We start from the raw sequence: 12927 nt of genomic DNA, 5'->3' as shown, positions 1-12927 counted from the left end.
TATCGGACAAGAAATTAATAAGTTTAAGAGCAACAAAGTTGTTTTTTTGGTCAACTTAAGTAATTTCCTTTAAAATAGAAATGATATGCAATGAATGAGCAAACGTCTAATTTGCTATAATTGGTAATAAAACTTGAAGGAGGGGAGACGGAATGAAGCAACCAGAGGAACACGATGAAAAAAGTCGTACACAATATAATTCCCCTGAGCAGAAAGTTCAAAATACACATTCGGTTCAGTTGTGGCGTGAGTATTTTTCAGAACGATTCGAGACATTCGAAAAACGGAAAATGCAAACCGTCTCCTTTCGGGATCTTGCTGACGGAAAAGATACGAGCTATACATTTGTACATATCTATCGCGATTATTATCCTGCACTTTTAAATGCTGGGCAATTTTTTGATGAAGATATCGCATTGTTATATAGATATCATGTTCAAATTGAAACGCTCATCCGCTTATTTTCATTTGAAGCACAATATGGGATAGCTTCTTATATGCAGGCGAACTTTGATGCTACCGTTGAAAAATTATCTGATCAGATTTATGTGGCATTAAAAGAGATGAATAGCGAAAAGCTTCTAAATGAAAATAAAAAACTCGTCGAAGAGAGTCTCCGAAACTTTCAAAGTCTATATGAGATCCCTCCGAAGTGGGGTTATTTATTATTTTATCTTTTTCAGATCAGCTGGTCTCTTCTTTATTCTGAGAAAACATGGATTGAAAAATATGAAAAACAATTGCTGGAGGAAAAAGAAGCGGGCAAAGCATCTCAAATGCTTGAGCTTGCTTTAGTGCATTTTGCTTTTGCACGACAACAGGATGATCTTGCTTTTGAACGTTTGGGGCAGAGCGATAAGAAAGTAGAAATGGTGCATTTCCTTGTGTGGATGAAACTTTTGGTTGATAAGCAGGAATGGGAACGTCTTTTGGCTTGGCTTCTTTATCTAAAGCCAAATTTCCTTGAGGGTGTCAGCTCTTATTATTATCATTCAAATGCCCGTGAATTTTTCCACGAATACCTCAATTATTTCTGGAAATACGCACAGCATACGGGTGATGAAGATCAGTATGAAGAAATGCTCATTGAGTTTCTGCCAATCACTTTTTATGAGTACGGTGAATATTTAATGGTCATTGGTGAGCATGAGAGATGGGTGGAGCTTCAAGTGATCATGGGCTACTCACCAGAGCTCATTCAGCGAAAGGATTTAAAAGAAGTCCTTTCATTTGAAAAGGAAACGGTTCTGCCGATCTACCATCAAACGATTGACAGGCTGATTAATGAACGGACGAGAAAATCATATCAATCAGCCATAAAGCATTTAAAAACGCTTCGGACCCTTTACTTTGATATTGGTGAGGAAGAGCGATTTTCTCAGTATATTCAACAAATCGCAACGATTTATGGTCGGTTAAGAGCGTTTCAGGAAGAGTTAAGGAAAGGAAAGTTTATTTCATGATCGATACAAGCAATCTTTTACTTCACGCAAAATGGCTTCATGGAAATATGGTTTTATGGGCCACTAAACATAAGAAAAGAGTGCATGTGAACGATTGGAAACCTCTTTTATTTACGTGGCATCCGCCATCTTTTTATGGAACGCTGCTCGATATGGATGACGATCAAAATATATATTTGAATGCAGGAGAAGCTTTTGTTCTGTTCAATCGCTATCCTGATTTTTTCCTTTCCGAAAACACATGGGAAAAAGATGCTTGGCGATTGGTGAAAGAAGCAAATCATTTTGATAAATTAATGAAATCGGATCTCGTGTCTCCTGACTTTGAAGCATGGAAAGCAGGTGATTGGTCATGGAAAGCTGAAGGGAAACGAATCGAGTCTCCATGGATCAATGAGGCTCTGTCAACTCTCCCGGACGCAGGCTATTCAGCAATGCCATCATCTTTTAATAAAGAGCTGGTCAGAGGGAATTCAAGACAGATCATCTCTGCATTAGGGCACTTGGATGAAGAAGAATGGCTGATCAAAATTGGCTGGAGGGAAGATCCTAAACCTTTCAAAATAATTTTTGAGTTATCCGAGCCTTCTGAAGAGGAAGATAGGGATATATGGAATCTGAATGTCTTTCTTCAGGAAAAAGAGGAAGGTATTCGTGTTCCTTACAAAGGAAAAAGCACTCTCTTGCCTGATGAATGGAAACCCTATCAAGCAATGCTGGAAAGTGATATAGAGCTTGTATCTAAGCTTATTTCCTGGCTTAAGGTTGGCATCCGTAAAGAAATTCGGGAAGAGATTACGGAAAAAGAAGCATGGGATTTCCTGACTTTAAAAAGCGAACTTCTTAGCCAGATCGGAATATCAAGCATTCTGCCGGAATGGTGGCAGACGGTTCAGGAACTTCAGCCGAAAGTTAAAGCAAAGATCAAGACTAAACCGCAAACTGGCGGCGGTGCGCCATCCTTTTTAGGGTTAAATGCTATTATGCAGTTTGACTGGAGACTTTCAACTGGAGATGAAGAGCTCTCAGAGGAGGAATTCCGGAAGCTGGTGGATGGCAGCAGAAGACTTGTCCGCAGAAACGGTCAGTGGTACAGAGTTGATCCTGAATGGATGAAACAAGTCCGGCACCTCATCAAAAACGTTGACCGAACGGGCATTCAGTTAAAAGATGTTTTAGAACAACACCTTTTAAATATGGAAACAAATCCTGCAGATGAAGAACTTGATGGTATAGAGTTTGAAGGTCCAATGCTTGATATGGAATGGGATGAGCCTCTCAATCTATGGATGGATCAGCTTTCCGAAATCAAAACGATCCCCGTTGAGCCAAAAGCTGAAAATCTGCAGGGAACTCTTAGAGATTATCAAAAGACAGGAAGCTCCTGGATGTATTTTCTTCGAAAGTTTGGGCTTGGCGGTTGCCTTGCAGATGATATGGGCCTTGGTAAAACTGTCCAGACGATCGATTACTTTTTAAAAGTAAAAGAAAAAGGGGAGCAGGAAGGCACCTTTCTATTGGTGTGTCCTACATCTGTTATTGGGAACTGGCAAAAGGAACTTGAGCATTTTTCTCCATCTTTAACAGTTGGTTTGCACTACGGCTCTAACCGGAAAAAGGGAGAAGATTTTGAGAGATGGTATAAGAATTACGACGTTGTCATTACTTCATATACAACGTGTCAGCTAGATTTTATCGAAATGGGTGGAACGTTTTGGGAGGCAATCGTCCTTGATGAAGCACAAAATATCAAGAACAGCTATACAAAACAGTCTAGAAGTATCCGCAAGCTGAACGGCCGTCATAAGATTGCGTTAACGGGAACACCTGTCGAGAACCGTCTGCTTGAACTTTGGGCGATATTCGATTTTCTTAATCCTGGCTACTTAGGAAGTGAGCCTTCTTTTCAGAAGAAGTTTGTCCTGCCGGTCGAAAAAGAAAATGATAATGTTAGGCTGCAGCAATTAAAGAGACTTGTTCAGCCTTTCTTGCTCAGGCGTACGAAGATGGATCCTGCTGTTCAGCTGAATTTGCCTGAGAAACAAGAAATCAAAGAATACTGTCCTCTATCAAAAGAGCAGGCTTCTTTATATGAAAGACTTGTTCAGGATACATTTGAACAGCTTGAAAAAGTAACGGGCATGCAGCGCCGCGGTCTGCTGCTGGCTATGCTGGGTAAACTGAAACAGATCTGTGATCATCCTGCACTTTATACGAAGAATGACAAATTAACGAAGCTAGAAGATCAATCTGTTAAATTTTCGAAGACGATTGAACTCCTTGAAGCGATAACAGAAAAAGAGGAAAAATGCTTAATCTTTACCCAGTTTATCTTTATGGGAGAGCTGATCAAGAAGTACGCAGAGAAGAAGTTTGGTAAACCTGTTCTGTTCTTGCATGGTAGCTTATCCAAGCAAAAGCGTGATGAGATGATAGACAGTTTCCAAAATGGGGATAACGCTATATTCATCTTATCTTTAAAAGCAGGGGGAACAGGTTTGAACTTGACAGAAGCAAATCATGTTATCCACTATGACAGGTGGTGGAATCCTGCAGTTGAAAACCAGGCGACCGACCGTGCTCACCGAATCGGACAAAAAAAGTTTGTTACGGTGCATAAGATGATCACGCTTGGCACTCTCGAAGAAAAGATCGATATGATGCTCGAAAGTAAGAAGGAGCTGTCAGAGAAAGTAATCCAGAGCGAAAACTGGATCACAGAATTATCAACGGATGAACTAAAAGACTTATTTACTCTGCGCAAAGAGTGGGTAGAGACTTGATAGAAAGATGAAGACATGCTGATTTGCGGCATGTCTTTTTTTTGGTGTGGCTAGCTGGCGCAGGTATGTCAAATTATCATTCAACTTCTTCAAATTATTAATTAACTTCTTCAAATTATTAACCATAAGTTTCAAATTATGAGCCAACTTCGTCAAATTATGTTCACTTCAGGTGAAATTAATTGTCTAGGTTCTATGAGTGCACACGAATTCGTTGGGATTCTAACCTCTTCCAGACAAATAAAAAGTTTTTGATCTTTATTTTTGATAAACTATCAACAAATATACAAAAATAGCGGATTATTATTAAAGTAGAACTCTCAAATGAGCAGGAGGCAGCAAATATGTACTTACCGTCATTCTCGTTAAAAGGAAAAACAGCGCTCGTAACAGGTGCGGGCAGAGGAATCGGACGAGCGATCGCAATCGGCTATGCAGAAGTAGGGGCAGACGTAGTTATCGTATCGAGAACGCAATCAGATCTAGAAGAAACCGCTGAACATATCCAGCAAGCGGGCAGAAAAGCATATACATTTGAAGCGGATGTGACAAACAAAAGCGATATTGAAACGATCTTCGAGAAGCTGGATGCCGACAAAGTAAGAATCGACATCCTCGTCAACAATGCTGGGATGAATATTCGATCAAAGGCATTTGAGGTTTCAGATGACGAATGGAATACAATAATGAATACAAATCTTCGTTCCGCATTTTGGTTTTCGCAAAAAGCCGGGGAAAGAATGAAGGAAAACGGTGGAGGGAAGATCATTACGATCTCTTCTGTGGCAGGCCATGTGGCGCTGCGAACAGGTGTAGTCTATGCATCTACGAAAGCGGCTATTATTCAGATGACGAAAAACCTTGCGCTTGAGTGGGGTGAGTACGGCATTAATGTAAACAGCATAGGTCCGTGGTACTTCAAAACACCTCTAACAGAAAAGCTGCTTGCAGACGAAGATTACTTGAATGATATTTTAGCTGTAACACCGCAAAAAAGGGTAGGAGAACTGCCTGATCTTGTAGGGCCAGCTGTGTTCTTGGCAAGTGATGCAGCGAGCTATGTGAATGGACAGACGCTATTTGTTGATGGCGGGATGACAATTCAGGGTTTTTAGATCAAGAATTACTAAACTATATAAATATTTTTCGGAATTTTGTATCTTCCTGTATGAAAACTTCATTATCCGTTAATAATGGAGCTACACAAGCAATAATTCTTAATGTTTGAAGGGAGATATCTATAATGAAAAAAATGGATTTAGTAGATGCAGTACGCAATGCAACAAGTATGAACAAAAAGGAGTCAGCACTGGCTGTTGACGCAGTATTAGACGCAATTACAGATGCTTTGAAAAACGGTGAGAGCGTTCAGCTGATCGGTTTCGGAACATTTGAAACACGAAACCGAAATGCGAGAAAAGGACGCAATCCGCTGACTGGTGAAGAAATCATGATCCAGGCAAGTAATGTTCCTGCATTCAAGCCAGGAAAATCGCTAAAAGAAGCTGTAAAAGCAGTTTAATCGTAAGTAAATACAAAGGACGCTTTCAATTTTGAAAGCGTCTTTTTTGTATCAAAAATTTTCGACATTAAGCAGAACATCGATGTAATAAGTTGAAGAATACCGTACAAGTTCAGCAAATAATTTAAATAAAATCTTGTCGCTGTTAAGGCTACTTTGTCATATTTAGGCGAAAAAAAGAATAATTTGACGTGCGAATTATCAAAAAATTTAAAGGAAACGAGCCCCTTTTATTTAATAATAAACAGTACGAAGTTTTAGTAAAAGGGTGGATAAAAATGAATATAACAAGCCAGGACGACCTTCTTGAAGTTGCTACTTTTAAAGAAATGATTGATGTCCTGCCTGAATTTGTATGTATTAAATATCCTGATGGAACTTGGGCAGAAGCAAACCGGTTCGCGTTAAATATTTATGGAATATACGATGACGACTACAAAGGAAAGAGTCTGGAGGAAATGGATAACAGACTCTCGAGTGAAGTTGTTGAAAGGTGCAATCTATCAGATCAGAAAGCTTGGGAAACAAAGAAACCTACTAAAATAGCTGAAAAGATAAAAATGAAGAACGGCCGCGTGGTAATGCTCGAACTGATTAAACAGCCGACTTTTACAAAAGACGGCAAACCGCAAATGCTGGTCGTTACTGGAAGGGATATCACTCCGCATAAACAGAAGGAAGAAGAATTAAGTGTTGCTTTAGACCTTTTGGAATCAGTTCTTAAAGGTACTACAGATGCGATACTTATATTAAATACAAGACAGGAAGTAATAAAAGTAAATGATGCGTTTGAACAAATGTTTGGCTGGGAAGAAGAGGACTTTTCTGAAGAAAATGTTACCATTCCCGTCATCACACCAGCTCATTTGCAAGATGAATCCATAGAAATTATCAACCTTTTAAAGCAGGGTCAGTCTGTTCCTCTACATGAAACGCAGCGAATTCATAAAGACGGAACAGTATTTGACGTGTCCGCTTCCTTCTCTAACATTTGTGATATGGAAGGAAAAATAATGGGGTTTGTTATCGTTTACCGTGATATTACTTCACAGAAAAAAGTAGAGCGGGCTCTACGTGAAAGTGAGGCGAAATATCGTTTGATCGCAGAACATTCGACGGATTTAATCACTGTTATTGACCCTTCAGGACAGATTCATTATGTATCTCCTTCACACTTTATGGTTTTAGGCTATGAGGAGGGAGAAATTAAGGGGGCAATTTTGGATCTCGTTCATCCTGATGATATGGAAGGGCTGTCTGACCAGTTTATGATGGCGCTTGTTAAGAAGATTCCCTTTCAAACTGAATTCCGGCTGCGTCATAAAAACGGTGATTGGATTTTATTAGAAGCAAGAGGAGTTCCGGTCATGACGAAAGAAGGTCATGTGGAAAGTCTGGTTACATTCGCGAAAGATGTCACAAAAGCTAAGCAGACTGAAGAACTGATGCTTAAATCTGAAAAGCTATCAGTACTGGGCGAATTGGCTGCAGGAGTTGCACATGAGATTCGAAACCCGCTCACTTCATTAAAAGGGTTTACCAAGCTTTTATCAGATGCTGACGATGTAATCCGCTTGGAGTATTTACGTATTATGGAATCTGAACTTAACCGAATTAATGATATTGTCGGAGAATTGATGCTCGTTGCTAAACCACAGGCGGTGAGTTTCGAACATACAAACATAAGAGATCTGATCTTTAGTGTTGTAAGGCTGTTAGAAACACAAGCAATCATGAGGAACATTCAAATCTGGGTTAATATCGCTGATGATATTCCTCCCGTTTATGGAGTCGAAAACCAGTTGAAGCAGCTGTTCATTAATTTGTTGAAGAATGCCATTGAAAGTATGGATTCGGATGGGGAGATTCATATAAAAATTGGCACTAAAGACGAGAGAGTCACTATTGAACTGAATGACCAAGGCTGCGGTATTCCTGCAGACAGACTAAAGACATTAGGAGAACCTTTTTATACAACAAAAGAAAAGGGGACTGGATTAGGCTTAATGGTGTGTTTTAAAATCATTGATGAACACGGCGGTGCTATTCATTTTTCTTCTGTTGAAGGTCAGGGAACTCGTGTTGAAATCGAATTGCCTACAGCTCCGGTTCACATAAATTAGAGGTTTATTCCTTAGAAAACCCGACCACACTGTTATTAGAGGAGTGTGAAGGTTGTGGGAAAATACCGTATCTTTTTTGTATACCGGATTAAAGATCTAAATTACGTTCATGTTCATGGGATGAACATGGAGAACAAAAAATTGTTTACTGTTCTCGTTTCATCGCCAGACGACCGCATCGAATTGGGTAATCACCATGAACAGCTGCCAGAAGAACTTCTTGCCGTCCTCAAGAATGAGAGCGGCCGCATTAATGCCGGGATGTACGATCTAGCCCATTGGGAACCGTACACGTATAGTTAGACTCCTTTCCGATTTTGTTGAAAGGAGTTTTTTTGTGTAAAATGTTCCTAAAAGAATAAAAGGAGAACTTCAGATGACACAGGATGAAATTGTCGACCTGTTAACAGGCAAGATTAAACTTGTTCGGACTGAACTCGGATACACGCAAGATAAAATGGCGGACATACTAGGGATTTCAAAGAAAACATTGGTTCAAATTGAAAAAGAAAGAATTAAAGCTAGCTGGACAGTCATTGTAGCTTTATGTGCTCTTTTTCGAAACTCTGAAATTCTGTATAACTCGCTTGGCGGCGATCCTCTTGATGTATTGGAAGTGGTTGTCCATGAATATGTGGCACCGCCAAAAGAAAAGACTTGGGGCGGTCATGTATGGTGGAAGGAAGTGCATTCAAAAAACGGCTGCAGATTGCAGCAAAATGTCATCAGTCAGCATTACCGAATTCTCGATCATAACAACCATAGAATTTACAGTTCTTTTGATGAAAAGGAAGCTCGGGAGCGTTGGAAAGAGATATAAATTAATATTTCGTTAATAAAACGTTTAAAAGGTTGTCACATTATATTTACTTTGAGCTGTTACTTTTAATATGAAAGTTGTTTCATATATTGAAAGGAGTGCAGCACATGGGATGGAAAACAAAGCTAACCGCTTTCGCTATAGCATCTGCGTTATCAATTCCTGCAGGACATGCCGACGCATTAACAAGTGTTGATAAAAAAGACGGCGGAATAGGGAATACAACGAACTATTTAGATGAGATACCAAATATTTCACTTGATCCAAAAGTTGAAAACATTATTTACCCTCTTATGGCTACACCTGCTATTAAGAAAAACGGATCAGAACTTACCGTAAAAGTGGATTCTAAAGGTAAAGAGCCCGCAGGCTGGGACATTTCTCTTAACCCTACCGAAGCTGCACAGGTGGAAGGAAAATATAACCTTCCTGTTAAGAGTGTTCAAAAAGGATCTTCCCATTGGAAAGACAGCTCTTCTATTTATGAAGTCACCGTAACGATTCCAGAAGATGTACCTGAGGAACTTTTTGACCTGGAAGTTTCTTATACAGGTGATGGTACACGAATTACAGATGACGAACCGAATTCAGTAAAAGTTGTTAAAGAGTATAAAAAAGATTTTAAATTCATGCATTTAACTGATATCCATGTTGGATCTCCAAGAAATATTGCAGACCCTGCTAATGCAACAGAAGCAGGAATGTGGAATCCAGATAAATCAAAAAGATGGCTTTATCTTCAAAAAACAATTAAGCAAGTAAACCTGTTAAAACCTGATTTTGTAGTAATGACGGGCGATTTAATGTACGGTCAAATGAATCCTCAAGAATATATTTATGAATATGAAGAGACGTACCGTATGCTGAAACAATTTAATGTCCCAGTGTACATCGTGCCAGGAAACCATGATTATTATGCGCAAGATGCAACATTAGCAGATGGTGCGAAATATTGGGAACAATACTTTGGACCACAGTATTTCTCATTTGATTACGGTCCATATGCACATATGATCGGATATAATTCATATGATTGGCATAAGTTTGACCGTCAAGGGCATGGAACCGTTTCAGTGCCAACATGGGGCGGCCAAATCCGGAATCAGCAGATGGAATGGATTAAAAAGGACTTAGCTGAGAACAAGGCAACTGCTCAAGAAGGTCAGACTTCAGGATTATTTTCCCATCATAATCCAATCTGGCGTGACAGGGACATCTGGCCATCATCTGACCCAAATGTCGAGGAATACTGGAAAGAGTATGATGCTAAACATGACCCGCAAGATTTAAGCACCCTTTTAAAAGGTGAAAAGCTTGGAATAGAATATGACCAACAATGGCATGGGGAAGGGTCGCACGAATTGATCGATGTGATGAAACAGAATGATGTTGATATTTCACTTCATGGACATACACATATCGATAACATTACAGAGCAAGATGGAATCTTATATTCAACAACTGCATCGATCGAATTATCCGCAAAGCCATGGGTAGGTTATCGCTTGTTTGAAAAGGATGCAGCAGCAGATAAGTTCAATTCTTACGTGTTTGAAGGTCCCGATAAATCAATGCCTGTTTATCAAGATGGAAACACATCAGCGGGAATAGTTTCTTTTGAGAATGCCTTTAAGCTGCCGAATGATGGATCGCAAGTTACACAAACAGCGACTTTAACTAATCGCTTAAATAAACCTGTAACAGTAAATATTCCATTTTATATGAAGCAGGGGATTTATACCCCATCAGCAGGTGAAATCATTGAGACTCAAGTTTACGGTACAAAGCAGTTTGTAGAAGTACAAATCACGGTTCCTGCGAACAGCATAGAAAATATTGAATTAACTCGATAAAAATGAAACTATAAACCGTCTAGGCTAATGCCTGGGCGGTTTTTTCGTTTTCTTTTTAAAAACTAAAATAAAATCAATCTTTAACCGATAAGAAGTATGGGACTTGAGACTGTTCATTAAGCCGAAATACCTAGAAAAGGAGCAAGTGAGATGTCACTTAGCACTCAAACTTTGAAAATCGTTATTGTTTCAAACGGAGATGAAGAATTTGGTCTGCCAATTCAGTACGTTGCATCCATAGAACGTGTTACAGAGATTACACCAATGCCTGAGATGCCTCAAGAAGTTACAGGGGTTATTCATTTAAGAGGCAATGTCATTCCGATTATTGATTTTGGACAGCTGATCGGAAACCAAAAGTCATTAAGGACGGATTCTGCGAGAATTGTTGTTCTGCAAAAGGATGAGACTTTTTTAGGCCTTCTGACGGAAGCAGCAACAGATGTTATTGATATTGGCACAGCGTCGATTCAAACTCCAGGGAGCTTTGCACAAAAAGAAGATTCGCTCATACAAGGTGTTGCTAAACATAACGATCGTCTGATTGTCATTTTAAACTGTCCGGTAATATTTAGTAGTAGAAATTTCTAAGATGAGGTGACACATGAAACTGACGTTAAGAAAAAAATTAATTGGTTCATTTTTAATCGTTGCCATGTTGTTCGCAGCAACATGCGGTATTTTCTTTTATTTCTTAAAAGACATGCAGAATACATATAGCGAGCTTTTAGACAGAAGAGCAGTCATTCATCAAAATGCGAAAGAGATTGAGCTGAATGCTACAATCCAAAACAACAGTGTTCGTGAGTATCTACTTGAGCAGTCATCAGACAGTAAAGCAAAGCTGCTGGAATCTACCGATCGAATAGATGCGCTAGTTAATGCAACTATGAAGTTGGTTAAGGTTGATGCGGATAAGGATAGACTTGAAAAAATCTATTACCTAAACAACGATTATCGTACAGAATCTGAAAGAGTACTGCAGAATTCCATGAGCAATATGGAAGCAGCCAATGAATATGCAAAGAGTTCACTCTTTCCTATCGGAAGAGAAATGCGTGATGTTACTGCAGAAATGGCTCAAAGACAGGCTAACCTTATGGATGAAGGTGAGATCACCGTTAAATCTGCAGAAAAATTTGTCGTAACTTTAGTCACTATATTAGGTATTGTTATTGTTATCGCGGCACTATTAATCGGCTATTTCATTTCAAGAAATATTTCAAGGCCAGTTATAAAAATGGCAGATATGCTTAATGAAATAGCAGACGGAGACCTTACAATGGATCCGATTAAAGTTAAAAATAAAGACGAGATCGGAATGCTAGCAGACGGAATTAACCATATGGGAATGAACCTTGCTAGTCTGATCAGACAAGTAAGAGTGACATCTGAACAAGTGGCTGCGTCTTCAGAAGAATTAACAGCAAGCGCCGTGCAGACGAGTCTTGCTACTGAGCAAATAGCAGGTACAATCCAGCAAGTTGCAGGCGGATCACAGGAACAAGTAAGAACTGTTGAAGATATCGTTGAAGCCATGAATCAGTTATCTGCTGGTATTCAGCAAATAGCAGTGAGCATGCAGAACATGTCAGAGTCATCTTCAAGATCCCTTTCAGTTGCGGAAGGCGGCAACGAAACAATTAAGGAAACGATTGGGCAGATGGATGCCATTCATGCCTCAATCACTAATACATCTCAAGTAGTAAAAGATTTAGGGGAACAATCGCAGGAAATCACAAAAATCGTAGATGTTATCACAGACATTTCAGGCCAGACGAATTTACTTGCATTAAATGCAGCGATCGAAGCTGCACGAGCTGGAGAACAAGGCAGAGGATTTGCAGTAGTTGCCGATGAGGTAAGAAAGCTTGCAGAACAATCTTCTGCATCAGCTCAGCAAATCGGCCAGCTTATCACTGCGATTCAAGAACTTACGGATAAAGCTGTAGAAGCAATGGAAAGCGGAACAGAGGAAGTAACAGGCGGACGAGAGCTCGTTTACCGGTCTGGTGAAGCATTCAAGAGTTTGTATGACAGTGTAGCTGAAGTATCGAATCAAGTTGGAGAAGTATCTGCAGCCACTCAGCAAATGTCTGCTAGTACAGAGCATGTTGCAGGAGCGATCGATGTAATTTCATCAATGGCTGAAACAGCAGCGTCTTCTACACAAGAAGTTTCAGCATCTGCAGAAGAACAGCTTGCAAGCATGGAAGAAATCTCATCATCTTCAAATGCACTTTCACAGCTGGCAGAAGAAATGAACGAAACGATTAATAAGTTTAGAGTCTAATTTGAAGAAAACCGCCTGAATTGGCGGCTTTCTATTTATCATAAAATAGAGTGGCGAGCATAAATCTCGG

General features: G+C 39.6%; 10 protein-coding genes. All 10 read left to right on the top strand.

Going from position 1 to position 12927, the window contains the following annotated elements:
• Positions 1–152: 152 nt before the first annotated feature.
• The 10 genes from UN64_RS12630 to UN64_RS12585 all read left to right on the top strand — a co-directional run bounded on the left by UN64_RS12630 (position 153) and on the right by UN64_RS12585 (position 12857).
• Positions 153–1463 (top strand): hypothetical protein, encoded by a 1311-nt coding sequence (locus UN64_RS12630; RefSeq protein ID WP_077363196.1) that lies wholly within the window; start codon positions 153–155, stop codon positions 1461–1463.
• Positions 1460–4246 carry a DEAD/DEAH box helicase gene (locus UN64_RS12625; protein WP_077363194.1) on the top strand — a complete coding sequence of 929 codons (2787 nt, stop codon included), beginning with the start codon at positions 1460–1462 and terminating at the stop codon, positions 4244–4246. The genes UN64_RS12630 and UN64_RS12625 overlap by 4 nt, the downstream gene beginning before the upstream one ends.
• Positions 4247–4590: 344 nt before the next feature.
• Complete coding sequence (locus tag UN64_RS12620; RefSeq protein ID WP_077363192.1) at positions 4591–5361, top strand: SDR family NAD(P)-dependent oxidoreductase; 771 nt, start codon at positions 4591–4593, stop codon at positions 5359–5361.
• A 128-nt stretch (positions 5362–5489) separates the two neighbouring features.
• Complete coding sequence (locus UN64_RS12615; RefSeq protein WP_066236049.1) at positions 5490–5768, top strand: HU family DNA-binding protein; 279 nt, start codon at positions 5490–5492, stop codon at positions 5766–5768.
• Between the two features lie 278 nt (positions 5769–6046).
• Positions 6047–7891: a PAS domain-containing sensor histidine kinase gene (locus UN64_RS12610; protein WP_077363190.1), complete on the top strand. Its 1845-nt coding sequence runs from the start codon at positions 6047–6049 to the stop codon at positions 7889–7891.
• A 54-nt stretch (positions 7892–7945) separates the two neighbouring features.
• Entirely contained in the window at positions 7946–8194 is a 249-nt protein-coding gene (locus UN64_RS12605; RefSeq protein WP_077363188.1) for a hypothetical protein, read from the top strand.
• Between the two features lie 73 nt (positions 8195–8267).
• Positions 8268–8711 (top strand): helix-turn-helix transcriptional regulator, encoded by a 444-nt coding sequence (locus UN64_RS12600; RefSeq protein ID WP_077363186.1) that lies wholly within the window; start codon positions 8268–8270, stop codon positions 8709–8711.
• Between the two features lie 107 nt (positions 8712–8818).
• Positions 8819–10564 (top strand): metallophosphoesterase family protein, encoded by a 1746-nt coding sequence (locus UN64_RS12595; RefSeq protein WP_077363184.1) that lies wholly within the window; start codon positions 8819–8821, stop codon positions 10562–10564.
• 150 nt (positions 10565–10714) lie between these two features.
• The gene (locus UN64_RS12590; RefSeq protein WP_077363182.1) at positions 10715–11155 is read left to right on the top strand and encodes a chemotaxis protein CheW; all 441 of its coding nucleotides are present in this window, start codon (positions 10715–10717) and stop codon (positions 11153–11155) included.
• Between the two features lie 13 nt (positions 11156–11168).
• Positions 11169–12857 carry a methyl-accepting chemotaxis protein gene (locus UN64_RS12585; protein ID WP_077363180.1) on the top strand — a complete coding sequence of 563 codons (1689 nt, stop codon included), beginning with the start codon at positions 11169–11171 and terminating at the stop codon, positions 12855–12857.
• Positions 12858–12927: the final 70 nt, after the last annotated feature.

Source organism: Fictibacillus arsenicus (assembly GCF_001999465.1).
Lineage (GTDB): Bacteria > Bacillota > Bacilli > Bacillales > Fictibacillaceae > Fictibacillus > Fictibacillus arsenicus.
This window is presented reverse-complemented; position numbering and strand designations above follow the sequence as displayed.